The organism is uncultured Salinibacterium sp. (assembly GCF_963974405.1).
Taxonomy (GTDB): domain Bacteria; phylum Actinomycetota; class Actinomycetes; order Actinomycetales; family Microbacteriaceae; genus Rhodoglobus.
In genome coordinates this window covers 1,526,593-1,552,848 of sequence record NZ_CAXBBH010000001.1, presented here as the reverse complement: position 1 = coordinate 1,552,848, position 26,256 = coordinate 1,526,593, and the positions used below count along the sequence as shown (strand labels likewise).

The 26,256-nt window shown below is 58.2% G+C and carries 25 protein-coding genes and 4 tRNA genes; 5 read left to right on the top strand and 24 right to left on the bottom strand.

The features are described from left to right. Positions 1-2: 2 nt before the first annotated feature. The 6 genes from ruvX to AACZ26_RS07610 all read right to left on the bottom strand — a co-directional run bounded on the left by ruvX (position 3) and on the right by AACZ26_RS07610 (position 6,149). Positions 3-464: a Holliday junction resolvase RuvX gene (gene ruvX, locus AACZ26_RS07635; protein ID WP_339620411.1), complete on the bottom strand. Its 462-nt coding sequence runs from the start codon at positions 462-464 to the stop codon at positions 3-5. Positions 465-467: 3 nt separating this feature from the next. Continuing rightward, a complete protein-coding gene (alaS, locus tag AACZ26_RS07630; protein ID WP_339620409.1) occupies positions 468-3,122 on the bottom strand; it encodes an alanine--tRNA ligase in 2,655 nt (884 codons plus the stop codon). A gap of 50 nt (positions 3,123-3,172) precedes the next feature. Then, on the bottom strand, positions 3,173-3,397 hold the full coding sequence (locus AACZ26_RS07625; protein WP_339620407.1) for a hypothetical protein: 225 nt from the start codon (positions 3,395-3,397) through the stop codon (positions 3,173-3,175). A gap of 54 nt (positions 3,398-3,451) precedes the next feature. Further along, positions 3,452-3,817, bottom strand: coding sequence for a DUF948 domain-containing protein (locus AACZ26_RS07620; RefSeq protein ID WP_339620405.1), 366 nt, complete (start codon positions 3,815-3,817; stop codon positions 3,452-3,454). A gap of 117 nt (positions 3,818-3,934) precedes the next feature. Next, the gene (rpsD, locus tag AACZ26_RS07615; RefSeq protein WP_339620403.1) at positions 3,935-4,564 is read right to left on the bottom strand and encodes a 30S ribosomal protein S4; all 630 of its coding nucleotides are present in this window, start codon (positions 4,562-4,564) and stop codon (positions 3,935-3,937) included. 253 nt (positions 4,565-4,817) lie between these two features. Then, entirely contained in the window at positions 4,818-6,149 is a 1,332-nt protein-coding gene (locus AACZ26_RS07610; protein ID WP_339620402.1) for a replication-associated recombination protein A, read from the bottom strand. Between the two features lie 152 nt (positions 6,150-6,301). Between AACZ26_RS07610 and AACZ26_RS07605 the strand changes: the two genes are divergently transcribed. From AACZ26_RS07605 to AACZ26_RS07595, 3 genes are all read left to right on the top strand, one after another. Continuing rightward, positions 6,302-7,096 carry a peptidylprolyl isomerase gene (locus AACZ26_RS07605; RefSeq protein WP_339620400.1) on the top strand — a complete coding sequence of 265 codons (795 nt, stop codon included), beginning with the start codon at positions 6,302-6,304 and terminating at the stop codon, positions 7,094-7,096. An 83-nt stretch (positions 7,097-7,179) separates the two neighbouring features. After that, complete coding sequence (locus AACZ26_RS07600) at positions 7,180-8,409, top strand: DUF349 domain-containing protein (protein ID WP_339620399.1); 1,230 nt, start codon at positions 7,180-7,182, stop codon at positions 8,407-8,409. 82 nt (positions 8,410-8,491) lie between these two features. Continuing rightward, complete coding sequence (locus tag AACZ26_RS07595; protein ID WP_339620398.1) at positions 8,492-9,055, top strand: hypothetical protein; 564 nt, start codon at positions 8,492-8,494, stop codon at positions 9,053-9,055. 7 nt (positions 9,056-9,062) lie between these two features. Here the strand turns inward: AACZ26_RS07595 and AACZ26_RS07590 are convergent, their stop codons facing one another. The 16 genes from AACZ26_RS07590 to AACZ26_RS07515 all read right to left on the bottom strand — a co-directional run bounded on the left by AACZ26_RS07590 (position 9,063) and on the right by AACZ26_RS07515 (position 23,047). After that, on the bottom strand, positions 9,063-11,309 hold the full coding sequence (locus tag AACZ26_RS07590; protein WP_339620396.1) for a bifunctional (p)ppGpp synthetase/guanosine-3',5'-bis(diphosphate) 3'-pyrophosphohydrolase: 2,247 nt from the start codon (positions 11,307-11,309) through the stop codon (positions 9,063-9,065). 112 nt (positions 11,310-11,421) lie between these two features. After that, positions 11,422-12,438 (bottom strand): protein translocase subunit SecF, encoded by a 1,017-nt coding sequence (gene secF / locus AACZ26_RS07585; RefSeq protein WP_339620394.1) that lies wholly within the window; start codon positions 12,436-12,438, stop codon positions 11,422-11,424. Next, entirely contained in the window at positions 12,438-14,174 is a 1,737-nt protein-coding gene (gene secD / locus AACZ26_RS07580; RefSeq protein ID WP_339620393.1) for a protein translocase subunit SecD, read from the bottom strand. The genes secF and secD overlap by 1 nt, the downstream gene beginning before the upstream one ends. Before the next feature lie 109 nt (positions 14,175-14,283). Next, positions 14,284-14,703 (bottom strand): preprotein translocase subunit YajC, encoded by a 420-nt coding sequence (locus AACZ26_RS07575; protein ID WP_339620391.1) that lies wholly within the window; start codon positions 14,701-14,703, stop codon positions 14,284-14,286. Between the two features lie 65 nt (positions 14,704-14,768). Continuing rightward, positions 14,769-15,803: a Holliday junction branch migration DNA helicase RuvB gene (gene ruvB, locus AACZ26_RS07570; protein WP_339620389.1), complete on the bottom strand. Its 1,035-nt coding sequence runs from the start codon at positions 15,801-15,803 to the stop codon at positions 14,769-14,771. Continuing rightward, the gene (ruvA, locus tag AACZ26_RS07565; protein ID WP_339620388.1) at positions 15,803-16,420 is read right to left on the bottom strand and encodes a Holliday junction branch migration protein RuvA; all 618 of its coding nucleotides are present in this window, start codon (positions 16,418-16,420) and stop codon (positions 15,803-15,805) included. The genes ruvB and ruvA overlap by 1 nt, the downstream gene beginning before the upstream one ends. Further along, positions 16,417-17,046 (bottom strand): crossover junction endodeoxyribonuclease RuvC, encoded by a 630-nt coding sequence (ruvC, locus tag AACZ26_RS07560; RefSeq protein ID WP_339620650.1) that lies wholly within the window; start codon positions 17,044-17,046, stop codon positions 16,417-16,419. Before ruvC ends, ruvA begins: the two co-directional genes overlap by 4 nt. Positions 17,047-17,055: 9 nt before the next feature. After that, positions 17,056-17,814 carry a YebC/PmpR family DNA-binding transcriptional regulator gene (locus AACZ26_RS07555; protein ID WP_339620386.1) on the bottom strand — a complete coding sequence of 253 codons (759 nt, stop codon included), beginning with the start codon at positions 17,812-17,814 and terminating at the stop codon, positions 17,056-17,058. Positions 17,815-17,865: 51 nt separating this feature from the next. Further along, a complete protein-coding gene (locus AACZ26_RS07550; RefSeq protein ID WP_339620384.1) occupies positions 17,866-18,480 on the bottom strand; it encodes a hypothetical protein in 615 nt (204 codons plus the stop codon). Positions 18,481-18,498: 18 nt separating this feature from the next. Then, positions 18,499-19,110: a pyridoxal 5'-phosphate synthase glutaminase subunit PdxT gene (gene pdxT / locus AACZ26_RS07545; protein WP_339620382.1), complete on the bottom strand. Its 612-nt coding sequence runs from the start codon at positions 19,108-19,110 to the stop codon at positions 18,499-18,501. After that, on the bottom strand, positions 19,100-20,002 hold the full coding sequence (pdxS, locus tag AACZ26_RS07540) for a pyridoxal 5'-phosphate synthase lyase subunit PdxS (protein ID WP_339620381.1): 903 nt from the start codon (positions 20,000-20,002) through the stop codon (positions 19,100-19,102). The genes pdxT and pdxS overlap by 11 nt, the downstream gene beginning before the upstream one ends. Positions 20,003-20,052: 50 nt before the next feature. Continuing rightward, positions 20,053-20,616: an HIT domain-containing protein gene (locus tag AACZ26_RS07535; protein ID WP_339620380.1), complete on the bottom strand. Its 564-nt coding sequence runs from the start codon at positions 20,614-20,616 to the stop codon at positions 20,053-20,055. A gap of 3 nt (positions 20,617-20,619) precedes the next feature. Continuing rightward, entirely contained in the window at positions 20,620-22,533 is a 1,914-nt protein-coding gene (gene thrS, locus AACZ26_RS07530; RefSeq protein ID WP_339620649.1) for a threonine--tRNA ligase, read from the bottom strand. 207 nt (positions 22,534-22,740) lie between these two features. After that, positions 22,741-22,812: transfer RNA gene (locus tag AACZ26_RS07525), tRNA-Val, on the bottom strand. 52 nt (positions 22,813-22,864) lie between these two features. Further along, a tRNA-Cys gene (locus tag AACZ26_RS07520) sits at positions 22,865-22,935 on the bottom strand. A gap of 40 nt (positions 22,936-22,975) precedes the next feature. Then, positions 22,976-23,047: transfer RNA gene (locus tag AACZ26_RS07515), tRNA-Gly, on the bottom strand. A gap of 116 nt (positions 23,048-23,163) precedes the next feature. Between AACZ26_RS07515 and AACZ26_RS07510 the strand changes: the two genes are divergently transcribed. Next, a tRNA-Val gene (locus AACZ26_RS07510) sits at positions 23,164-23,236 on the top strand. Positions 23,237-23,315: 79 nt separating this feature from the next. Further along, positions 23,316-24,146, top strand: a complete 831-nt coding sequence (locus AACZ26_RS07505; protein ID WP_339620379.1) for an EI24 domain-containing protein — start codon at positions 23,316-23,318, stop codon at positions 24,144-24,146. Here the strand turns inward: AACZ26_RS07505 and AACZ26_RS07500 are convergent. Then, positions 24,057-25,148 (bottom strand): ammonium transporter, encoded by a 1,092-nt coding sequence (locus AACZ26_RS07500; RefSeq protein WP_339620377.1) that lies wholly within the window; start codon positions 25,146-25,148, stop codon positions 24,057-24,059. The two genes, AACZ26_RS07505 and AACZ26_RS07500, sit on opposite strands and share 90 nt — an antisense overlap. A gap of 86 nt (positions 25,149-25,234) precedes the next feature. Further along, positions 25,235-26,245, bottom strand: coding sequence for a cell division protein ZapE (gene zapE, locus AACZ26_RS07495; RefSeq protein ID WP_339620376.1), 1,011 nt, complete (start codon positions 26,243-26,245; stop codon positions 25,235-25,237). Positions 26,246-26,256: the final 11 nt, after the last annotated feature.

Genomic DNA, 26,256 nt, shown 5'->3' with positions numbered 1-26,256 from the left:
ATTCAAGATCCTTGCGTCGGGTCAACGAGCTCTCCCGGTGGTCGTTCCGCCGAGCGCTCGAAGTCGAGGGCATGTTGCAAAATTATAACGGCGGCAACCTGATCGACGACAGAACGAGAGTTTTTTGTCGTACGACCGGATGCACGAAGCGCGGTTTGGGCTGTCATCGTGCTCATCCGCTCATCGACCAAACGCACGGGTAGCCCCGAGCGATCAGCCAGTTGCTGAGCGAAAGTTCGCGCATCACCAGTCGAAGCAGTATCCTGTCCTGAGAGCGCGATCGGAAGACCGACCACGAACTCAACAGCGCCGTATTCTTCGGCCAACGCGATTACACGCTTCACGCTCGCCTGAGCGCGCTGAACTGTTTCGACAGGGGTCGCTAGCATTCCGTGCGGATCACTCCGCGCAACCCCTACGCGCACCTTGCCGACATCGACGCCGATTCGGGTACCAGAACGCATGGACTAGGCAGACAGAGTCGACACGATGAGAGCGAGAGCTTCGGGGATCGAAGCAGGATTCGCGCCGCCGCCTTGGGCAATATCAGGCTTGCCACCTCCGCCTCCACCGAGCACTCCCGCGGCAGCCTTCGCCAAGGCTCCCGCGGCGACACCGTGCGCGCGTGATGCTTCGTTGGTTGCGACGATTACTGCAGGCTTGTCGCCAATCGTTGCGGCAAGAGCGACTACAGCAGCTTCAGCGCCGAGTCGCTCCCGTACTGATTGAACCAGACCACGGAGATCATCCGTAGAGGCTAGCTCTCCGACGTTCTCAACGACCAGCTTCACTGATCCCGCAACCTGCGCCGATTCAACCAAGGCGGGTACACGCTGCGACAATTGGCCGGCTTCGAGCTGCGCGATTTTGCGTTCAGCGGCCTTCAGGTTGGCAAGAAGTTCGGAGATGCGCTCAGGCAACTGCTCGCGCGGGGTTTTCAGGTTGGTCGTGAGCTCGCTCACGATTGCGCGTTCAGTGGCGAAGTTACGGAACGCATTCAAACCGACGAGAGACTCGATTCGGCGATTGGCTGAGCCCACCGAAGATTCACCCACGAGGGAAATGAGACCGATTTCAGACGAGCGTGCGACGTGCGTTCCCGCACAGAGCTCAAGTGACCACGGGCCACCGATCTCAACAACGCGAACCGTGTCACCATACTTTTCGCCGAAGAGTGCCATGGCACCAAGGTCCTTCGCGTCGTCGAGCGCCATGATGCGCGTCGAGACTTCCAAGTTGTCGCGCACTGCAGTGTTCGCGACCTCTTCAATCTCAGTCTTTGTCTCGACAGACAGGGCTTGCGACCACGAGAAGTCAAGACGCATGTAGCCAGCTTTGTTGTATGACCCTGACTGGTGAGCATCCTTACCCAAAATTTGGCGAAGAGCGGCATGGATGACGTGAGTCGCCGAGTGAGCCTGCGTAGCGCCACGGCGCCAGTCGGCGTCGACTAGCGCACTTGCCGGATCGCCAACTCCGACCTCACCCGCCGTTACCTTCACCTTGTGACTGATGAGTCCCTTGACGGGACGCTGAACGTCGAGGACTTCTAAGTGGAAGCTCGCGCCCACGATCGCGCCGGCATCCGCTTCTTGACCACCAGATTCGGCATAAAGCGAGGTTTCAGCCAGAATAACCTCGGCGGTTTGACCCGCGGTGGCGCGGTTTACCGAAAGACCGTCGACGATGATTCCGATCACGCTCGACTCAGTCTCAAGGTTCTCGTAGCCGGTAAATGTGGTTTCGCCTAGAGCGCGGAAAGCGCTGTAAACCGAAAGATCGGCCAAGTGCTGCTTCTTTGAGCTTGCATCCGCCTTTGCACGGTCACGCTGTTGCTTCATGAGCGTGTCGAATGCCTCGCGGTCGACGCTGAGTCCGGCTTCGCCCGCCATCTCGAGTGTCAGGTCGATCGGGAATCCGAAAGTGTCATGGAGAAGGAAAGCTGTATCGCTGGGAAGCTGCGCGAGGCCCGACTGCTTCGTGTGCTCCACGGCCGTGTCAAGAATGGTTGTTCCGCTGGCAAGCGTGCGTAAGAAGGTGTCTTCTTCTGCGAGCACAATGCGAGAAATGCGGTTATAGTCCTTCGCGACTTCAGGGTAGGCGGCCTTCATGGCGTCACGGGATGCCGGGAAGAGCTCCGCGAACGTCGCGCCTTCAACTCCAAGCAAACGCATTGCGCGAACGGCGCGGCGAAGCAAGCGACGGAGCACGTAACCGCGGCCTTCGTTGCTCGGAGTCACTCCATCCGAAATGAGCATGAGGCTCGAGCGCACGTGGTCGGCCACGACGCGCAGTCGAACATCAGCATCATGGTCAGCGCCATAGGTGCGACCAGCGAGCTCGGCCGCCTTATCAAGGACAGGGCGAACCTGGTCGATTTCATACATGTTCTCGACACCCTGCTTCAAGAACGCGACGCGTTCCAAGCCCATGCCGGTGTCGATGTTCTGCTTCGGCAACTCGCCCAAGATCGAGAACTCTTTACCTTTGCCCTCACCGCGCAGGTACTGCATGAAGACAAGATTCCAGATTTCAACATAACGGTCATCGTCGGTTGCTGGGCCGCCGTCTGCTCCATAGGCGGGACCGCGGTCAAAGAAGATCTCGGAGCACGGTCCAGCGGGACCAGGCTGCCCTGTTGACCAATAATTGGTGTCCATCCCCAGTCGCTGGATTCGCTCATCCGGGAGGCCTGCGGTCTCTTTCCAGTACGCCACCGCGTCGTCATCGTCTTCGTAGACCGTGACCCACAAGTCTTCTGGCCGGAACCCGAGCCCGCCTTTGTCCTCAGCGAGGGTGAGAAACTCCCAGGCGAACTGGATTGCTTCCTTCTTGAAGTAATCACCGAACGAGAAGTTTCCGTTCATCTGAAAGAAGGTGCCGTGCCGTGGGGTCTTACCGACCTCTTCGATGTCCAGAGTGCGAATGCACTTCTGAACGCTTGTTGCACGGTCATAAGGCGCAGGAACGAGTCCTGTCAGGTAAGGAACGAAGGGCACCATCCCAGCAACGGTGAACAGCAGCGTCGGGTCATCGCTCACAAGCGATGCCGACGGCACAATGGTGTGGCCGCGCTCACCAAAATAGGTCAGCCAACGATTCTGAATTTCTGCGGTTTGCATGGGATCCCCGGGGAACTAAATACTGCGGCCCAAGGGCCCTGATGGTCTTGCTAGGAACGTTTTGTGAAGTCCGAAACGGCTTCTTCGACATCCGCTACGGCGTCGCGAAGCTCCGCTTCACGCTCACGGTAGCCGTCAACGACGGCGCTGGTGAACTCGCGAGCTTTTGTGTCGACGTCCGAGAAGAACTGTTTTCCTTCAGGAGTTTTGGCTACCTGATGAGCTGCCACGAATCCGACGGCAATTCCAACGACGAAAAGGACTGCGCCTTTCATATTTCTCCTTCAGATTGGGGATACACGAACCGTATTAGTTTAGGCGGTTTAGTGTCATGAGCGGCGGCTCTTGGGGCGAAGTGCCAGAACCGCGGCGCGAACGCCGGCGCTCAGGCCCGCGATCTTAATCAGAGGACCGCCGACAGTAGCGGCACCAAGTGCTACTAATGCCGAGATGTTGCCCGTCGTCTCCTCGACATTCCGAGTAATTGCATCAACCCGAGCGATCTGACGATTTGTTTCCGAAATCGTCGTGGTCGCTTCTGTGAGCATGGGATCGAGGTTGTCACTGACCCCTCGAATCGCCGCGCTCGTCTCATCGAACACTTTGCCGAGCTTCAACAGCGGTATAGCGAGCAACGCCACCAAAATTGCGAATACTCCGGCCGCGATGAGCCCTGCGATATCTCCGCCAGTCATGGCTACTCCGATCACTCTGAAGAAATGTACATGTACACGCTATTCGAGATTGGGCTCGAATAGCGCCGCAAAACGAGAAAGGGCCGGAGCAATAGCTCCGGCCCTTTCTTTCGCTAGTTAGCGTGCTGCGTAGTACTCAACAACGAGCTGAACTTCACAGGTCACGGGAACTTCGGCGCGCTTCGGACGACGTACGAGACGTGCCTGCAGCTTGTCGATTTCCACCTCGAGGTAACCAGGGGTCTTGGGGAGAACATCAACGTGTCCGCCTGCTGCTGCGACCTGGAAGATCTCCATGCCCTCGCTGCGAGGCTTGACGTGCATGAGCTGTCCCGGCTTAACGCGGAACGAGGGACGGTCAACGAGCTGGCCGTCAACCAAGATGTGACGGTGAACAATCATCTGACGAGCCTGAGCGGTCGTGCGAGCAATAGCCGAACGAACGAGCAGAGCGTCGAGACGCATTTCGAGCTGCTCAACCAAGTTTTCACCGGTGAGGCCAGCAGTCTTGCGTGCTTCCTCGAACTGAATCTTCAGCTGAGCTTCACGGATGCCGTACTGGGCACGTAGACGCTGCTTCTCGCGGAGACGAACAGCATAGTCACTGTCTTGCTTGCGCTTGGTGCGACCGTGCTCACCGGGAGCATAGGGGCGCTTTTCGAGGTACTTGGCTGCCTTCGGCGTGAGGGCAATGCCCAGTGCGCGCGAAAGACGAGTCTTGCTACGGGTACGTGACTTAGTAGACACAGGATCCTTTTCGATTGATTCAAGTAAGAACAATCTGATGATCACTCGCACGCGAACGCGCGTGCGCAACACACCAGACGAAAGAAGAGGGATGACCCTAGGGAACCTGGTCGGCTACAGACCTGTGTTCCGCGATATTCGATTTCATTGCAGCCGCGCGCCGAAACCGTATCGTTGGGACGCATAACTCTACCACGACACGGCTCTACAGACGACGAATCGCCACGCACGCTCGCGCAGTCCCGTTGAGCGGCTATTCTCCGCGAATGATCTCGCGCAACTTAGCCAACCGCGCCGAGACTTCGCGCTCGTTTCCGTTGTTCGTTGGCGTGTAGTACTCGGTTCCCTTGAGCACATCAGGGAGATACTGCTGCTTCACAACGCCGAACGCAGAATCGTGAGAGTAGCGATAACCCTTTCCATGCCCCAAGCGCTTCGCGCCGGGGTAGTGAGCGTCACGAAGGGGTGGAGGTACTCGCCCGATCTTGCCGGCGCGCACATCGGCGATTGCGGCATCCAAAGCAGCGTAAGCGGCATTCGACTTGGGTGCGGTCGCCAAATATACAACGGCTTCAGCTAGCGGGATACGGCCCTCAGGCATGCCAATAAGCTGGACGGCATCAGCGGCAGCAACAGCAATAACCAGCGCTTGCGGATCGGCAACTCCCACGTCCTCAGCGGCGCTAATGATCACTCGCCGAGCAATAAAGCGCGGGTCCTCCCCCGCTTCGATCATTCTGGCCAAATAGTGCAATGCGGCATCAACGTCGGAACCACGAACTGACTTTATAAAGGCACTGATGACGTCGTAGTGTTCGTCACCCTGTCTGTCGTACCGCAACAGTGCTCGGTCGACAGCGTTGGCGACATGTTCAGCAGTCACGACTGCAGGCGAAGCAGCACCTTCATCGTTAGCAGCCGAAACAGCGGAAGCCTCGAGCGCGGTCAAAACACGACGTGCGTCGCCAGAAGACAAGCGAATAAGAAGTGCCCGCGCCTCAGCCTCGAGAACCACAGCATCCTTAAGGCCTCGTGGGTCGCTCACGGCACGATCGACGAGCTCGCCCAGGTCGTTATCGTCAAGCTGATTCAGCGTGAGCAAGAGTGAGCGCGACAGTAGCGGCGAAATAACAGAGAAAGACGGATTCTCGGTCGTTGCGGCAATGAGGATGACCCAGCCGTTCTCAACGCCCGGCAATAGAGCATCCTGCTGCGCCTTCGTGAAGCGATGAATCTCGTCGAGGAACAAAACTGTGGAGACACCATAGAGATCGCGGGCGGTGAGCGCTTCTTCCATTGTCTGGCGCACATCTTTCACGCCGGCAGTCACCGCAGACAGTTCCACAAATTTTCGCTGTGAACCGCGAGCGATGGCCTTGGCAATGGTGGTTTTGCCTGTGCCGGGCGGACCCCAGAGGATGATGGATGCCGAACCGTGACTGCCCTCGGCATCCGATGCCAGACGCATCAATGGCGACCCTCGCTGCAGCAAGTGCTTTTGACCGACTATCTCGTCGATAGTGAGCGGCCGCATGCGCACTGCGAGAGGTGTTGCTCCGCTATGCAGAGTTGCGGAACCGTCCATGCGTCAATCGTAATCGGCTGCGCCGACCATCGATACAGTAGGCGCTGACGGCGAGGTCACGCCGTGGCGTTTGGTCGCGGTTCGCGCGAGACCGTAAGGTTCATTGTGGCGTTCCTACGACAGCGGCGAAATCCGCGATTCTTCAAGGAGTAATGGTGGCATCGAGCAAGAAGCAATCACGCGAGCAACGAGATGCTCGGGAACGACTGCGCCAGTACACAGCGCGAGCCGCAGTGCACGAGAACACAATCGCGCGACGCAAGCGCGACAACATGCTCGCGATCGGCGTCGGCATCCTTGTTATCGCTCTCGTTGCGACCGCACAGGTCTTCTACTTCTCCTCGGGACCGGGCACCCCTGAGGCTGCACCGTCGTTCACTCCGGAACCGGAAGCCACGGCACAGGGCAACATCGGGGACGTTCCGGACCTTGCACTCGCAGAGAACCGAACATGGACGGGCGAGCTCACCCTCAATGACGTTGTTCTAGACATCGAACTCGATGGCGCTGCCGCTCCCCAAGCTGTGTCTTCGCTCGTTGATTCGGCAGCCTCTGGCTACTACGAAGGAACCACGTGCCACCGTCTCGTTGATACTGAGAGCGCAGGACTAATCCAGTGCGGTTCACTTGATGGAACCGGAGCAAGCGATCCCGACTATGCCTACGGCCCGATCGAGAACTCAGGGGTCGGTGGCTTCTACCCAGCGGGAACTATAGCTATGGCGCGAACGGGCGACAACGCCTTCTCCAACGGCCGACAATTCTTCATCGTTTACAACGATGCAATCATTCCTGACGATACCGCCGGCGGCTACAGCATCGTCGGTCGCGTCGTCTCCGGACTCGACGCTCTCCAATCCGAGATCGTCGCTGGTGGCATTGTTGATGATGCCCAAGACGGAGCACCAGTGGTAGCCACAAGCATCACGGGCTTCACGATCCAGTAACAGCGTCAGCGACGAAGAGCACGGTTGTCCTAAGCTTGGGTAACCCGGCAGCGACTTCCGGCATAAGCAGCAAGGTGAAGTAATTGGCTACACAAGAGCAGAACGAGTGGGGACACGTCGACGAGACGGGTACCGTTTTTGTGCGAGAGGCAGACGGCGAACGTGCCGTCGGCCAGTACCCCGACGGAACTCCCGAAGAGGCTTTGGCCTACTTCACCCGCAAATACCACGAACTAGCGGGTCAAGTAACCCTGCTCGAACAGCGAGTCAAGAACGGCGCTCCTGCTTCGGATGTCTCCAAGGCGATTAAGGCCCTTACAGAGTCAATTACGACGGCCAACGCCGTAGGCGATCTGGCCGCTCTCAACGCTCGTGTTGAAGCTTTGAGCGGCTCAGTTTCCAAACTTACGGAAAAGCAAAGCGAAGAAGCGAAGGCGGCACTGGCTGAGGCCATCACAGCGCGCACCGCGCTCGTCGTGGAGGCGGAGACTCTCGCCGCAGCGGACCCGGCCAAGGCTCAGTGGAAGCAAGTCACCGCTCAGATGGATGACATCTTTGCACGCTGGAAGGCACACCAGGCTGACGGCCCGCGTTTGCCCAAGAACGAGGCAAACGAGCTATGGAAGCGATTCCGTGCCGCGCGCAGCACTATTGATACTCACCGTCGCGCGTTCTTTGCAGAACTAGACTCTGCACACAAGACGGCGCGGTCCGACAAGCAAGCTCTGGTGGACCAGGCCGAAGCACTCGTCGCCCAGGGAGCAGACGGAATCCCCACATACCGTCGACTCCTCGATCAATGGAAGGCCGCTGGTCGCGCCGGTAAGAAGTTCGACGATGCGCTCTGGGCTAAGTTCAAGCAAGCTGGAGATGCTCTCTACTCAGCGAAGTCTGAAATCGATGCGCAAGACAATGTCGAGTTCGCCGCTAACTGGGAGCTGAAGAAGGCCCTTCTGGAAGAAGCTGAGCCTTTGCTCACTTCGACCGACCGCGTGCAAGCCAAGAAAGCGCTCTTCTCGATTCAGAAGCGCTGGGATGAAATCGGCAAGGTACCTCGCGACAAGATCAAGGTCGCTGAGGAGCGACTGCGCAAGGTCGAAACCGCAGTGCGCAAGCTCGATGAGGATCACTGGAACAAGAACAATCCAGAACGCCAAGAGCGTTCCGAGGGTTTCTTGGGCCAGCTCAATGAAGCCATCGAAAAGCTTGAAGCAGAACTGGCTGAGGCCCAAGCTACCAAGGACGCCAAGAAAATCGCCGCCGCTCAAGACGCTCTGGATGCCCGTAAGGCATGGTTGAGCGCTCTTAAGTAGCAATTTGTCCACAGGGTTCTGGTTCTCCACCGAACCAGACTCTGTGGTCGAGAGCGGCCCGCTGTCGCCGCACCATTGAGGTATGACACCTCGATTGCCACCCGTACTCAGTGCACACGACTTGCCCTTAGCTGAGCTGCAGTGCGCAGCACTTGATGGCGAACTTTACCCCCTCGACAGCTGCTTTTGCCCTATCGATGAGTTCGACACAGTTCACCTGCGCGCTCGTGCTCTCGCCGTTGTTCTCGACAATCGAATCATTGCGGAGCGCATGACTGCAGCGTGGGTCTGGGCGGCAACCCTCAATCCCCCGAACCGGCACGAACTCTGCGTGGCTATCGGCGCACGAACACGCCCTCAACACGGGCTCAACGCGGTATTGCGAGAGGTCGTAATCGGACCCGACGATATTGACACCGTGTCCGGGGTGAGCGTGACATCGCGGCTGCGAACCGTGTTGGATCTCGCACGTTTCAGCGAACCCCTCGGTGCCCAGGAGAGTGCTGCGATTGCGACGCTAATGCGTGACGGGGGCTTCGGGTATCAGGACTGCGCCGATGCACTCAATGCGCGTCGAAACCTACCCCTAAAACGCTTGGCATTAGAGCGATTAAACGCGCTTAAAGACGCCGCATCCGCGGCCTAGAAACGACCTAACCGCTATTGACCCGGTAAACGTCATAGACAGCGTCGACGCGCCGCACTGCATTGAGCACACGATCGAGGTGAGTAGTGTCCCCCATTTCGAACACAAACTTGCTGATCGCGAGTCGAGCCGTCGAGGTGTTTACTGTCGCCGAAAGAATGTTGACGTGGGTCTCACTCAGTACTTTCGTTATATCTGAGAGCAGGCCTGCCCGGTCAAGAGCTTCCACCTGAATTTGGACCAAGAAGAGACTCTTAGACGTAGGCGCCCACTCCACATCGATCATCCGCTCTGGTTCATCTAGCAATGACTGAACGTTCTTGCAGTCGTCACGATGTACAGACACGCCAGCGCCGCGCGTGATGAATCCGACGACACCATCCCCCGGCACCGGCGTGCAGCAGCGTGCTAACTTGACCAAGATATCTGGGGCCCCCCGTACGAGGATTCCTGAGTCAGAGTGCTTGTAGGGACGCAGTTTTCCCGCTGTGGGGAAAGTTAGCTCGTTCTCGTCTTCCTCGGTGCCGCTACTGAGAGAACCTACGAGCTTCTCGATAACAGACTGAGTTGAAATATGCCCTTCGCCCACAGCAGCGTAGAGGGCGGATACGTCTTCGTAGCGCATGGTCGCCGCCAGTTCAGCGAATGACTCTTGGCTCATGAGCTTCTGAAGCGGCATGTTTTGCTTGCGCATTGCGCGCGCAATTGCATCTTTGCCCTGCTCTATGGCTTCGTCGCGGCGTTCCTTGGTGAACCATGCGCGAATCTTATTGCGAGCTCGTGTGCTCTTCACAAAACCTAGCCAGTCTTGGCTGGGCGCGGCATCGGGGCTCTTCGACGTGAAAACTTCTACTGAGTCGCCGCTGGTGAGCGCAGTCTCCAAGGGAACTAGTCGACCGTTGACCTTAGCGCCCATGGTGCGATGACCAATTTCCGTGTGCACCGCGTAGGCGAAGTCGACCGGTGTGGCTCCAGCAGGGAGGCCGATAACTTTTCCTTGCGGGGTGAAGACGTAGACCTCTTTCGCCCCGATTTCGAAACGCAACGACTCGAGAAACTCGCTGGGATCGGATGTCTCTGCTTGCCAGTCGGTGATATGCGCCAACCACGCCATATCGTTGTCTGCTGGAGCAGATTCAACTGCTTTCCCAGCAGCGCGATCCTTGTACTTCCAGTGTGCGGCAACGCCGAACTCAGCTCGATGGTGCATTTCGTTTGTACGAATCTGGATCTCCACGGCACGACCTTGGGGACCAATAACTGTCGTGTGGAGCGATTGGTAGAGGTTGAACTTGGGGGTCGCGATGTAGTCCTTGAAGCGGCCAGGAATAGGATTCCAGCGAGCGTGGATTGAACCCAGGACCGCGTAGCAGTCTCGTACTGAGTTCACCAACACGCGAATGCCAACAAGGTCGTAAATCTCATCGAACTCGCGACCCCGAACGATCATCTTCTGGTAGATCGAATAATACTGTTTCGGACGTCCGGCTACTGCGCCTTTGATGCGAGAGGTGCGGAGGTCGTCTTTCACCGAGGCTATGACCTGTTTGACAAACTCGTCCCGTTGGGGAGTTCGCTTGGATACAAGGCTCTCGATCTCCACATAAATCTTGGGATGGAGGACAGCGAACGACAGGTCTTCGAGCTCGAGCTTGATGGCTTGAATACCCAAACGGTGCGCCAAGGGAGCATAGATCTCGAGAGTCTCTTGTGCTTTACGAGAAGCAGACTCTCGTGGCACGAATCCCCACGTCCGTGCGTTGTGAAGTCTGTCTGCGAGCTTGATGACGAGCACGCGGATGTCTTTAGACATTGCCACAATCATCTTTCGCACTGTCTCGGCCTGCGCGCTGTCGCCGTACTTGACCTTGTCGAGCTTAGTGACACCGTCGACGAGCATCGCGATCTCGTCGCCGAACTCAAGACGGAGTTCGTCTAAGGAATACGCAGTGTCTTCTACCGTGTCGTGAAGCAGTGCAGCGGCGATCGTCTTTTCGCCGATGCCCAACTCGGCGAGGATCTGCGCCACCGCGATCGGATGAGTGATGTACGGTTCACCGCTTTTGCGCTTCTGTCCATCATGGGCTCGAAATGCAGCGGCGTATGCGCGCTCGATAAGTGCGAGGTTCGCCTTGGGGTGGCTCGTCTTTACCGTGCGAAGGAGCTTCTCAACAGAGCCGGCCGGCTGTGCGCGAGAGAATAGGCGCGGAAGTAGCGCGCGGAAAGACGCCGATGACTGCTGCGTTTCGCTCACTCCGCTACCTCCTAGATTGATTCTAGGTTGCGATGGGAACCATCGAAGACATAGTCGCTCAGAGCGAAATCAGCTCTGTGTGCACGCACACTCTGCCCTCTGCGCACGCTGGCTACTTGTTACCCTTGTCCGCAGCGCGAGCAACAGTCAGTCGCTTCGTGCGGCTGAGGATGTCAGGCTCGTTCTGACGGAACTGTGCATAGAGCGGAGCAGCGATAAAGATCGTCGAGTACGTTCCCACTACGATCCCGATGAACAGCGCCAAAGCGATGTCGCGAAGCGTGCCTGCACCGAGCACGTAGGCTCCGATGAAGAGGATCGCGGCTACGGGGAGCGCAGCAACAACACCCGTGTTGATCGACCGAACTAGTGTTTGGTTGACCGCCAAGTTAACAGACTCGCCGAAGGTACGACGCGACTCAGAACCGTCCTCCGACGTGTTCTCCCGAATCTTGTCGAACACTACAACAGTGTCGTAGAGCGAGAATCCAAGGATCGTAAGGAACCCAATCACTGCTGAGGGTGTGATCTCGAAGCCGAAAATGCCGTACACACCGGCCGTGATGACGATGTCGTGCAACAAGGCGATCATCGCGGCGATCGACATCTTCCACGTTCGGAAGTAGATCGCCATCATGATCGCCGCCAAGGCAATGAAAACGATAAGAGCACGCAGGGCTGACCCCGTGATGTCCGCTCCCCATGATGGACCGACGAACGAGGCAGCCACCGCGTCTTTATCGACGTTGAATGCACCAGCCAAGGCGTCTCGCACCGAGTTCGATTCTTCGGTCTCCAATTGCTCTGTCTGGATGCGAAGCGAGTTAGTACCCACCACGGTTACCTTTGGAGCCGCTTCTTCGACGACGCCAACGACAGTGTCGATTGCAAGATTCTGAGCGTCGGCGCTTGTGTCGGGGTTCGAGAGCGCTTCAACTGAGTCGATCTGGAACTGGGATCCGCCGGTGAATTCGATTCCGAATACGTAACCACCACGAAGTGCAGGAACCAGAATCGAAACCGCGATCAGCACGGCCGCTAGAGCGAACCAGACCTTCCGGCGACCGATGAAGTTGATCGACACATCGCCTGTGTAGAGGTCGTTGCCAAACTTCGAGAAGCTAGCCATCAGGAGTCCTTTCCATCTGAGCTGGAATCTGTTGTGGGCCTGGCCACATCAGCAGCCTTGCGTTCGGCAATCGTTTGTCGGCGCGCTGCTTCGCGGCTAGCACCCACCTTGTTCTTCGCGGCAACCGGCGTTCTGAATTGAGCACGACCACGGTAGACGGCTCCGAGAGCATTGGGATCGAGACCGCTCAAAGGATGTCCGCTTGCGAAGAAGCGAGTGCTCGCGAGCAATTGCAATACAGGATGGGTAAACAACACCACGACGAGTACGTCGATGACCGTTGTGATCCCGAGCGTCAGCGCGAACCCTCTGACGTTTCCCACGGCAAGCACGAATAGGACAACGGCGGAGAGCAAGTTGACAGCCTTGGCCGCCGAGATCGTGCGTAGCGCTCGCTTCCAACCTGCTTCCACAGCGCCAGTCAGTGAGCGACCATCGCGCAACTCATCACGAATACGCTCAAAGTAAACAATGAACGAGTCTGCTGTGAAACCGATCGCGACGATAAGACCCGCGACGCCGGCGAGAGAGAGGCGGTAGCCGTGCCGCCACGAGAGGTAAGCGATTACGAGATAAGTGAGAACGCCGGCGACGATGAGAGAGGCTACCGTGACGAGGCCAAGAAGACGGTACTGGAACAACGAGTACACGACGACCAAAAGCAGTCCGATCAGACCTGCGATCAGTCCCGAGCTCAGCTGAGTCGTTCCGAGCGTGGCAGATATCGTCTCACTGCTTTGTACCTCAAAGCCAATGGGAAGCGCTCCGAACTTTAGCTGGTCAGCGAGAACAGTTGCCGTCTCTTGAGTAAAGCTTCCGGAGATCTGGGGATTACCACCGGTAATGATGCCCTGAGTGGTCGGTGCTGAAATGACTTGACCGTCGAGGACGATAGCGAAACGATTGCGGGGGTCGGTCTGGTCGAACCCGAACAGGCGCGTTGTCATCTCCGCAACGTCAGCGGTGCCGCCATCATTAAATGTCAGGAAAACACCCCACTGTCCGGTGCTTACGCCCTGCGAATTGGTGATGAGACCGCTCGATGCGTCGGTAATGGTGCTGCCCTCGACCTCAACGGGACCAAGAATGTACTTGTAAGAGCCGTCAGCCTCGCACGTAATGAGGGGTTCGTCGACCGGGGCGACACTGAACGTGTCTAACGAAGCGCAATCGAAATTCGTGTACTCATCGAAGAGAGCTTCCGTGATCCAGTTGAGGTCACTCGCATCAGTCGGAGCTGCCGTTGGGGTCGTCGCGAGAGTCGGCTCCGGGGTGGGCGTCTCCCCTGAAGGAGTATCAGTCGCGGCCGGATCCGGTGTTTCCTCAGCGGCAGCGGTACCTGCGACATCAGTGTAAAGAACCGGGCGGAACTCGAGCTTCGCAGAAGACTGAATGCGGTTGAGCGTCTCTTCATCCGGCACACCCGGAATTGAAACGACGACATTCGTTCCACCCTGCGTCGTCACTTCTGCTTCAGCGACACCGCTGGCGTCGACTCGATCGCGAATAATCGACACAGCCTGGTTGAGCTGCTCTCCGGAAACCGTCTGGCCGCTCTCCAATTGAGGCGCCAAAACGATTTGAGTGCCACCCTCAAGGTCGAGAGCGAGCTTAGGAGCCCAGGATGCCGTACCGAAGATGGAGCCAGCGCCAATCAAGACGGTGAGTCCCACCGTGATTGCTGTGAGCCAGACAATGGCCCGCCAGGCGTTCTTCACAGGGGTTGTTCTTGCCACCTATTTGACTCAGCTTTCTTGACAGTGCTGTGCAGAATCGCACGGCGTTGGACAGCCGCCCCCGGGTAGGACGACTCTCAACACTAGTGGGTTACAGGGACACGTTCCTCTACTTTGAGGACTTGTCGTCCTTTGAATCGGAAAGCTCGCCGTATTCGGGAGTCGTCGTCTCGGTTGGAATTTCAGTAGCTGCTTCACGCTCCGCAGCCTCCCGATTAGCAATTTCCATTGCTTCCTCTACCGAACGAGGTGCACCATCTTCGACAGCATCCTCGGCAACGACCTTGGCGAGAGTTTGGCTGTGCACCTTAACGATGACACCCTTGCTGATCTCGATCTCAGCTTCGTTCTTGACAGTGTCCATCGTGATCAACGTGCCGAAGAGACCGAAATTGGTCATGACGTCCACGCCAGGAACCATCTGCCCGCGCAGTTCTTCCATCTGTTGCTTGCGCTTGCGGCTGTTGCGGAACATGAAGAAAATGAGCACGCCGAGAATGGCGAGCATCGCAATGGAAAGAGGATCCATGAGGTACCTTTCGGTTGGTCTGTGGGCCTGGCGCTCAAGCTGAGGCGCGTGTTAAGCCAGTAAAACTATAGTTCATCGGCGGCATGACTCGAATTCCGATCGGTCATCCCGAAGTGATCCCAGGCCGCCCGCGTAGCTACACGCCCGCGCGGCGTTCGTGTGAGCAGGCCGATCCGCACAAGGAACGGTTCGACGACAGACTCGACCGTCTCCGCCTCTTCGCCGACCGAGACAGCCAACGTGCTGAGGCCTACTGGACCGCCATCGAACCGTTCCAGCACGGTCATCATCACCGCACGGTCAAGGCGATCCAGCCCACGCTCATCAACGTCGTACAACTCAAGAGCCGCACGCACGGTGTCCTTACTTGCGACGGTGTCGTTGACAAGCGCATAGTCCCGGACTCGACGGAGCAACCGGTTCGCTATCCGAGGAGTACCCCGGCATCGTCCCGCGATTTCAGCGACTGCCTCGTGATCGATCTCAAGGTCGAGCATGCGTGCCGTACGCGCAATTACGCGCTCCAATTCAGGCTCGTCGTAAAACTCAAGATGAGCGGTGAAACCGAAGCGATCGCGAAGCGGATTGGGAAGCAATCCCGAGCGCGTCGTCGCGCCGACCAAAGTAAAGGGAGCGATATCGAGCGGGATAGAGGTTGCCCCGGCACCTTTGCCCACCATGATGTCAATACGGAAATCTTCCATCGCGAGGTACAGCATCTCTTCTGCCGAACGCGCCATGCGGTGAATTTCATCGATGAAGAGCACTTCACCGGGGAGCAGCGAAGAAAGGACAGCCGCAAGATCGCCGGCGTGCTGAATAGCGGGACCGCTCGAGAGGCGCAACGGTCGGTCACTTTCGTGGGCGACGATCATCGCCAGAGTTGTTTTACCCAGGCCGGGCGGGCCCGCGAGGAGAATGTGGTCGGCAGTGCGGTTTTGCATCGCTGCGGCGCGCAGAAGAAGCTGCAGCTGGCCTCGGACTTTAGTTTGCCCCACAAACTCGGCGAGAGAAGCCGGTCGAAGCGCTCCCTCGAACGCGAGTTCGGCATCCGACTCGACTGTGGGGTTCGCAACCAGATCGTCGCCGTTTTCAAACATCAGGAACCAGCCTTGCCACTACGAGACCCGACGAGCAAGATAGCCCTTCGCAAAATCGCTTGCACGTCGTCAACTTCAGCGTTGCTTGCATCGCGCAGTGCGCTCTCCGCAGCCGGCTGAGCGAGTCTTTCGGGCCAGCCCAATCCTTGCAGCGCCATCGACACTTGCTCCGAGACGGAATTCGACCGGACCGAGGTTACGCCCGGCTGGCGTGTCGACACGACAAGTTTGCCAGCGAGATTCAGCACAATCAGCTTGGCGGTTTTAGGACCGATGCCCGAGACCTTACGAAAGGCAGAGTCGTTTTCTTCGGTGACAGCGCGAGCAACATCATCGGGCGTAAGCGCAGCAAGAACTCCCATTGCGCTCTTAGGACCAACACCAGTGACCCCTCGCAAGAGATTGAAGACCTCGAGCTCGTCGGGCGACCGGAAGCCGTACAAGGCGAGGTCATCTTCTCGAACAATGAGCGCTGTGTTGACCTGAGCCTCAGAACCTACCCGCACCGAAAGCGCGTGCTCGGGAGTAACGCTCACAGTGAGCCCCACTCCCCCTACTTCGACAACGAGTGAGGTTCCGACCGCGGCGAGAACGGTGCCACGAAGGGAAGAAATCATAGGTTCAGCCTACGAGCACCCGCCGACTTCTCTGCCGACCGCCACGCCTCCTGCGCCGGGGTGAGCCCGGGACCGTCGGATAATCCAGGCCGAGCACCGCCGCCGCTCGCGCTCGCATCGCCCGAAGCAGACCGCGGCGCTGCCGAGAATCCCGGCCCACTCTTCCACGCACCGCAGATTGCTAGGGCACACGCATCTGCGGCATCCGCTGGTGTGGGTGCCTCGGCGAGACCGAGAACCCGGGCAACCATGGTGCCCACTTGCTTCTTGTCCGCTCCGCCGAACCCAGTAATCGCAAGTTTGACTTCGGTCGGAGTGTGTAGCGAGACGGAAAGCCCCCGGCGCGCGGCGACATACATTGCGACGCCGCTCGCTTGAGCAGTGCCCATCACGGTACTGAGATTGTTTTGAGCAAAGACGCGTTCAAGAGAGAGCTGCGTTGGCTCGTACTTGCCAATCACCGCGTCGATGCCTTCGCCGATCACCCGCAGCCGTTCTTCGAGCACCATCTCTGGCGGCGTACGAACGACTCCAACATAAACGAGCGTTGCCCGCCGATTGGGAGCGACGTCGACCACTCCGACACCACAGCGCGTGAGACCAGGATCGATCCCGATCACCCGCAGGGTCATCGACTAGTCCTCGTCGAGTTCTGCTTGCACCTCGGGGCTGATGTCAAAGTTCGAGTAGATGTTCTGAACGTCGTCAGACTCTTCGAGCGCATCAATCAACTTGAAAACTTTGCGCGCAGTGTCGGCGTCGACCTCAACCTTGAGGTTCGGAACGAACTCTGCTTCTGAGGAGTCATAGTCGATCCCGGCGGCCTGCAAAGCGTTGCGCGATTCAACCAAGTGAGCGGTATCGGTGATGACTTCAAAGCCCTCACCGTGGTTCTTGACCTCTTCGGCACCCGCGTCGAGCACAGCCAGGAGGATGTCGTCTTCTGAGACGCCCTCGGTCTTCGTAATCGAGATAACGCCTTTGCGCTCGAAGTTGTAAGCCACACTGCCGGGATCTGCGAGCGAGCCACCGTTGCGGCTCATGATCGTGCGAACATCTGCCGCGGCGCGGTTCTTATTGTCGGTCAGACACTCGACCATAAGCGCTACGCCGTTGGGGCCATAGCCCTCGTACATGATGTTGAGGTACTCAACGGCGTCGCCGAGCTGGCCCGAGCCACGCTTGACTGCGCGATCGATGTTGTCGTTGGGTACTGACGTCTTCTTTGCCTTCTGAATGGCGTCAACAAGAGTCGGGTTTCCCGAAAGATCAGCGCCTCCAATCTTGGCGGCGACCTCAATATTCTTGATTAGTTTCGCGAAAGCCTTCGCGCGGCGAGAGTCTGTAATCGCCTTCTTGTGCTTGGTAGTTGCCCATTTAGAATGCCCTGACATAAGGGACATTCTAACGCGTGCGAACCTCGCTCGACTGCGCGAATCCCCGGGCTAGCGTTCTTCGAGCGAACTGCGGAGCCCCAGCTCGGCCAATTGCAATTGGGCTAGTCGCGCCACAGTCGCGCTGTTTCCCGCTCGCCATTCTGAGGCGGGGGCCTCCGAGACCCGCGCTAGTTCGGTCATATTCAGCGTCGTGAGCGCTCGGAGAGCCAACAGATCGGCGCCACCCGGCGTTGCCAACAGCCGCTTTGCTTCGTTGGCCCGCACCACAAACCGGATGCGCGGCAGCAGCCAGACAAGAAGAATGAGCATCACCGGCACTATGCCGATGAACAGCCCTACCGCCGCTGCAGCGGTTTCGACCGAAGCTTGTTGACTCTGCCCCGCAGACTCCAGGGCTGCACCGGCTTCGCTCGCACCGTCGAACGGTGCCCGGATGCCCGATCCAATCAGCGGCACCGAGCCAAGTGTGTCGCCCAGTTCGGTCATCGTCGACTCGAATCCGGCGCCCGCTTCCTGCATTTGAACGCCGAGCTGCTGAAAGGCGGCGATGAGCTGATAGACCCAGACGCCGAGAGCAATCCACACCACAATGAACCCGAGGGAGATCAGGTCAGCGATGATTTGACGCATTCGACGCGCGGGCTGGTCCGCATACAGTTGCATTCCCCCATGATGCAGGAACTACCGCACCGCGCGGACTCGACTCACGAAGTACTCATGGAATCGCGTATCACCCGTAATCTCGGGATGAAAGGACGTGCCGAGCAGATTGCCCTGTTCCACCGCGACAATGCGGCCATCATCCAGTGTTGCCAAAGCTCGCGCCCGAGCACCGACGCTTTCGACAACCGGAGCGCGGATAAAGACGGCGTGCACGGGGGTCTCGCCCAGTTCCGGGATACTCAGATCAGTTTCGAAAGAATCAGTCTGAGACCCAAATGCGTTTCGGCGAACAATCACGTCTAGGCCGCCGAAAGACTGCTGACCTTCGATCGAATCCTGCACACTATCCGCCAGCATGATCAGCCCCGCGCAAGTTCCGTAGACAGGAAGTCCCGCGCGAATAGCTGTGCGAATCGGCCCGAAAAGACCATAGAGCCGCGAGAGTTTGTCGATCACACTTGACTCGCCGCCGGGAATGATGAGACCCGCAATGTGCTCCAGTTGCTCAGGAGATTTGACCGCTACAGCCGTTTCTCCGAGTTGCCGGAGCACCTGCAGGTGCTCACGAAAATCACCCTGAAGGGCAAGAACCCCGATGGGGAGCTGATCGACCGAAGGGCTACCAGCCACGCTCAGAAAGGCGGTGCGGTGCTGCTAAGTCAGAGACGTTGATGCCCACCATCGCTTCACCCAAGCCACGCGAAGTCTCGGCGATAACGTTGGGGTCGTCGAAGAAGGTTGTGGCCTTGACGATCGCGGCAGCACGCTGAGCCGGGTTGCCCGACTTGAAGATTCCCGAACCGACGAAAACTCCGTCAGCACCGAGCTGCATCATCAAAGCGGCGTCAGCAGGGGTAGCGACTCCACCAGCGGTGAAGAGGACGACAGGCAGCTTGCCGCTCTGCGCAACTTCGCGAACGAGTTCATACGGTGCCTGCAGTTCCTTCGCAGCGACATACAGTTCGTCGATCGACTTGGAGCGAAGCTCGTTGATCTGACCCTTGATGGTGCGGATGTGTTTGGTCGCCTCAGAGACGTCGCCGGTTCCGGCTTCACCCTTCGAGCGAATCATCGCAGCGCCCTCGGTGATCCGACGCAAAGCCTCACCCAGGTTGGTCGCACCGCACACGAACGGAACGTCAAAATTCCACTTATCGAGGTGGTTCACGTAGTCAGCCGGGCTGAGCACCTCTGACTCGTCAATGTAATCAACCTTGAGCGCCTGCAAAACTTGAGCTTCGACGAAATGTCCGATGCGAGCCTTCGCCATCACGGGGATCGACACAGCATCGATGATGCCGTCGATGAGATCCGGGTCACTCATGCGAGCAACGCCGCCCTGCGAACGGATGTCGGCGGGCACTCGCTCGAGGGCCATAACGGCGACTGCGCCGGCATCTTCCGCGATCTTTGCCTGCTCGGCGTTGACGACATCCATGATGACGCCACCCTTGAGCATCTCTGCCAGCCCGCGCTTAACGCGGCTCGTACCCGATTCGTTGGATGAAGTGTTCTCGCTCATAGCTTCAACGCTAAGACCGAAGCCCTGAAAGCAATGCAGCCAATTTGAACTCAGTGGCTCGTAGGCCACGCCATCGCGAGCTCATCCCGAACCTCACCGAGCAGCCGCGGAATCGCCTTAGTGCCAGCCACAATAGGGAAAAAATTCGAATCGGTTGCCCACCGCGGGACAACGTGCTGATGCAAATGATTCGCGATGCCAGCGCCGGCCAAGGCACCCTGGTTCATCCCAATGTTGAAGCCGTGGGCTTTCGAGGTCTCGCGCAACACCCGCATGGCGGTCTGCGTGAGAGTGGCGATCTCAGCGGTCTCTTGCTCAGTTGCCTCGTCGTAGAGCGGCACATGACGGTAGGGACACACTAAAAGGTGACCGCTGTTATAGGGAAACAGGTTCAGCAACACGTAAGCGTGAGTCCCTCGCGCAACGATGAGAGCTTTCTCGTCGTCGAGCGTCGGCGCAACACAGAACGGGCAGTCATCTTTATCGGGCTGCGTCTGGTCAGTGATATACGCGATGCGATGCGGCGTCCATAGACGCTGAAAGGCGTCGGGCACGGCGGCGAAGTCTGTGCTCGACTCCCCCACCGGTAACTGTGAACCGTCGTAGTCGTGCACGAACTAAACCTGAGCTCGGGTCGCGATCGCGTCAGTGATGCGAGCAACAGCGTCTGAAATCGGGATGCCGTTCTCCTGCGTTCCATCGCGGAAGCGGAAGCTGACAGAACCCGCAGCGTGATCCTGTTCACCGGCAATGAGCTGGAACGGAATCTTCGACTTGGTGTGCGTACGGATCTTCTTCTGCATACGCTCGCTCGAGGCATCCATCTCGGCGCGGACACCGAGAGCCTTCAGCTGGTCGATTACGCCCCCCAAGTACTCTTCATAGGCTTCTGCAACCGGGATGCCCACAACCTGCACAGGCGAAAGCCAGACGGGGAACGCACCTGCGTAGTGCTCGGTGAGTACCCCGAAGAAACGCTCAATCGAACCGAAGAGCGCGCGGTGAATCATCACGGGACGCTGACGAGAGCCGTCTGCCGCCGTGTACTCCAGATCGAAACGCTCTGGCAGGTTGAAATCGAGTTGCACAGTCGACATCTGCCACGTGCGGCCGATGGCGTCACGCGCTTGCACCGAAATCTTCGGTCCGTAGAAAGCTGCCCCACCCGGGTCGGGTACGAGCTCGAGGCCTGACTCTTCTGCAACCTCGGCGAGGGTTCGCGTGGCCTCATCCCAAATGTCGTCGTCGCCGACGTACTTGTCGGGATCCTTCGTTGAGAGCTCGAGGTAGAAGTCGGTCAAGCCGTAGTCGCGAAGCAGGGAGAGAACGAAATTGAGCGTATTGGTGAGTTCTTGCTTCATCCCCTCCTTGGTAGTGAAGATGTGCGCGTCATCCATAGTCAGTCCCCGAACGCGCGTGAGTCCGTGGATAACGCCTGACTTTTCATTGCGGTACACGGTGCCGAACTCGAAGAGGCGCATCGGAAGATCACGGTACGAGCGTCCACTCGACCGATAGATCAGGATATGCATCGGGCAGTTCATCGGCTTGAGGTAGTAGTCAGCGCCCTGGCGAGTAATTTCGCCTTCTTCGTTGCGAGCCTCATCGAGGTGCATCGGCGGGAACATGCCGTCCTTGTACCAGCCCAGGTGTCCTGAAGTCTCGAACAAGGCCTCTTTAGTAATGTGCGGGGTGTTGACGAAGGAATAGCCCTCTTGAGCGTGTCGCTTGCGCGAGTAGTCCTCCATCTCATGACGAATGATGCCGCCCTTGGGGTGGAATACCGCCAAGCCCGAGCCAATCTCATCGGGGAAAGAGAACAGGTCTAGTTCAGCACCCAGCTTGCGGTGGTCGCGTTTGAGCGCCTCCTCTTGACGCGCTTGATAGGCACGCAGTTCATCCTTGGTGGGCCATGCCGTCCCGTACACGCGCTGGAGTTGCTTGTTCTTTTCAGAACCGCGCCAGTAAGCGGCAGCAGTGCGCGTCAGTGACCAGCCGTTGCCGATCATGCGGGTATTCGGCAGATGTGGCCCGCGGCAGAGGTCTTTCCAATAGACCTCGCCGGTCTTGCCATCAACGTTGTCGTAAATCGTCAGCTCAGCACCGCCGACTTCAACAGACTCGTTGTCGCCATCGACTTCGCTGTCATCGACAGAGCCCTTGAGACCGATCAGTTCAAGCTTGTAGGGTTCGTCAGCTAGCTCTGCGCGTGCCTCTGCTTCGGTTACGACACGACGCTGAAAACGCTGCCCCTGACGGACTATGCGATCCATCGCTTTCGTGATGGCCTTGAGGTCTTCCGGAGTGAACGGCTCCTCGACATCGAAGTCGTAATAGAAGCCGTCTGTGACGGGAGGCCCAATGCCGAGCTTCGCCTGCGGGTTAATGGTCTGGATCGCCTGAGCTGCGACGTGCGCAGCCGAGTGACGGAGAATATTCAGTCCATCGGGCGAGTCGATCGTGACAGCCTCGACCTCATCCGTGTCGGTCACTGTCGCGGCGAGATCTTTCAACTCACCATTGACGCGCATGGCGACGACGTTGCGGTCGGTAAATAGCTCAAATCCAGTGTTACTCACACAACAACTTTAGCGGCCATCCTTGGCGGTGCACGTCACCACGGGTCTCACACTCGCGTGCGCTAAACCGTAACGACGCTGCGGGGCAAAGTTCTGAGAGTCGCAAACCATCGATCAAGCCTTAAAAGCAGAAGCCCCGGCGAACCGGGGCTTCAACTGTGAGCGATACTGGGATCGAACCAGCGACCTCTTCCGTGTCAGGGAAGCGCGCTACCGCTGCGCCAATCGCTCATGCTATTTAGTTAAAAATACCAGCCAGAGAACCGGCTGAACACTCATTACGAGGTGGAGACGGGATTTGAACCCGCGTATACGGCTTTGCAGGCCGCTGCCTCGCCTCTCGGCCACTCCACCGCACATGAGAAGTGCCGGCGAGGCTGACACTTCTCATTCGAGCGGATGACGAGATTCGAACTCGCGACCCTAACCTTGGCAAGGTTATGCGCTACCACTGCGCCACATCCGCATTTTGCAGCTATTCGGTTACCCGTTTTCGCGTGCTAGATGACTGTATACGAAGTCTGCGCGAAGAGCCAATTCGGTTGAGAGCGTGTCGCGAAGATATGCCAAGATTGACGTGCAGGGCGATTGGCGCAGTTGGTAGCGCGCTTCCTTCACACGGAAGAGGTCATCGGTTCGAGTCCGGTATCGCCCACAACACGTCCCTTCAGCTGCTCCCAAGAATTCACGGGTGCGAGCGTTCACCACAAAGTACTGACCGATAGCCTTATCCAATGCCAGCTCATCCTTCGCGACGCGCATCGGCTCTGGGCGAATTCTTCTCGGGCGTCGGTTTACTTTTTCGTGGATTTCGCATCTGGGCAACTGCTCCGCGATTGATGCTCCTGGGAATGATCCCGGCAGCCATCGTAGGGGCGCTTGCGATCGCGGCGGTCATCGTTCTGGTCGTAAATATCGAATCGATCGCGACTGCAGCAACCCCATTCGCCCGCGAGTGGAATGACTTTGCCCAGGCCGCTACAGAGTTCGCTGCTGGGCTAGCAGTGCTCATCGCGAGCTTCTTTGTCATTGTAAACACCTACACGACAGTCACGCTGATGGTCGGTGATGTTTTCTACCGGATGATTGCGGCTCACGTTGACACGATGCACGGCGCTCCCCCTGCGCACGATACGCAGGGCTTTTGGCGGGATCTCCGTCGGGGAATTGTCGAAGGCATCCGTGTATTACTCCCGACGGTGGGGCTCGCCATTCTCTTGCTAGTTCTGGGATTCATACCTCTAGCTGGAGGTTTCATCGCCGCGACCGCGGGTGCGCTGATGGGCGGTTGGCTCCTTGTGGTCGAACTCAGCAATATCCCGTTTGAGTCACGCGGACTCCATCTCACAGCGCGCAGGCGCGTGCTTCGAGCTGCCCGTGCCCGGTCATTGGGACTCGGTGCCGCGACTTACCTGGTGTTCCTTATTCCGCTCGGCGCGGTGTTTGCTATGCCTGCGGCCCTCGCCGGCGCAACACTATTGACGAGGTCTGTGTTGGGTGAGGACGGGTCGCCCTCCGAGCGCGGTGCGTCGACGACGGCTGCCGAGCAACCACCAGACAACTGACGAAACGATGTAGGCGAAAACTGCCGAAGCAAGAACGCTGAGCAGCTGCTGTTGGAAAACAAAAGTTTGACCAGTGAATAGAAATCCAGAGCCAGTGGCGAGGATTCCCAGGGACAAGACACCGATACTTCCCCCCATGAGGTGGGTGTTTACAAGAAATCGCAGTTGGTTTCCCAAGGGCGAGCCTTTTCGCACGGTGAATGCGCACGCAATTGCTCCGGCTATGAGCCCCGCGACAGCTGCGGAGACCGGCGTGAAAAGTGGTGCGCCGGCGGTGACGGCGATGAGCCCGCTGACCAGCCCTCCGGCAAGCGATTTCAGGCTTACTGTGCCGTGATTAATTATCTGGACAAAGAACCAGCCGAACGCGCCAAACGCCGCGCTAACCACCCCGTTGAGGAGAATGAGACCGACTACGTCGTCGATCGCGAATTCGGCCCCAACAAGCCACATCAGCCACGCCAGCACCGCGATCGCAAGCGCGACGGCCCCAACAAGCGAGGGAACCGCTTTTCTGGCTCCTCTGATGAGCGAACGTCGTTCCACGACAAGAACCGCAAGCATGCTGGCCCCTACGGCAACGCTCATTACTAGGGCCCCGCCGTGATCAATCGGGTCAAGCCCAAACGGGGTGGCTGCATCAAAACGCTCGAAGGTCCGGACGGCTATCGGAACGAACACAACAGCGGCCCAAATACAACTGTAAAGAACACTTCGCAGCAGCGGAGCGCCAGAACTTCGAGAGACCAAAGTGACCAAGAAGCAACAGACGGCTCCCAGCGCCGCGAGCGAGGGCATCATTACTGGACGCACACTGACCGAGAGCGCCGGAACGATCGCCAACCACGCAATAGCCCCCGGTGCGGCGCACGCCAGGGATTCGGCAACCAGCCTCGGCCAGGTAGATGTGGGCAGAGTGCTTGCGTACAGCACTATGAGGGCAGCAAGAAGCACCACAAGTGCTAACGCCCCTATGGCCGCCGTTGCACTAGCTGCCGTCACAGTAGCCTCCCCGCACAAGTCTCACGCCCTGCGAGGCACGACACAACACTCACCTGGAATTGGATCAAGCGTTAACGGCGATTAACTTAGGAATTATTCGATGTCAGCGCGATGAGTCGAGAAACCGCGCGGAGATACTTTTTGCTATAGCCACCGGCGAGCATGTCGTCGGGGAACACCGCATCGAGCGCAGTGCCATCGGCATAGACCGCGATTTGAGCGTCATAGAGCCTGTCCACAAAAGCGACGAAGCGCAAAGCATCCGTCTGGTTGGCGAACTCATGCACACCACTCAACCCGATGGCATCGATACCCTCGATCAATTTGACGTACCGCGAGGGGTGAACCCCAGCGAGGTGCTTGAGCAGCGCATCGAATGAGTCGAGCGCCACTAACCCGGAGACGCCCTTGATCGCTTCCGCGGCGTCATCAACAGCGACCGCGTGCGCTCCCGTATCACGACGGCGATAGTCGAGCCCATCTATGCGAATAGTCTCGAACTTCGCTGACAACGAGTCGATTTCACGCAAGAAGTCTTGAGCAGCAAACCGTCCCTCACCGAGAGCGTTCGGCGGCGTATTGGAGGTAGCAGCGATTTTGGTGCCCGAAGCCACGAGCTCCGAAAGCAATCGTGAGATAAGACGGGTGTCGCCTGGGTCGTCCAATTCGAACTCGTCAATACAGACTAACGATGCTCCCTTCAGCAATTGGACTGCCGGGGCATAACCGACCGCGCCCACGAGCGCGGTGTACTCAATGAATGTTCCGAAGTATTTTCGTCCGGCCATCTGATGCCACAACGCCGCCAATAGATGCGTCTTGCCGACACCAAATCCACCATCGAGGTAGACGCCCGGTTTGCTCACGGGCGTCTTCTTTCGCGAAAAAAATCCACCCGACTTGGCTCCTGCTACGAAGTGTCGCATTGCTGCGACTGCGCCACCCTGCGAAGGGTAGTCGCGGTCAGGTCGGTACGAATCTAAAGTCGCTCCGGCGAACTGACGCGGGGGTACAAGTTCGGCAAGCATCTGCGCTCCGGTCAACGACGGGATACGATCGACTAGACGCTCAGGAGTCGTAGGCGCGGTAGCGCTCATTCTCAGCCTCG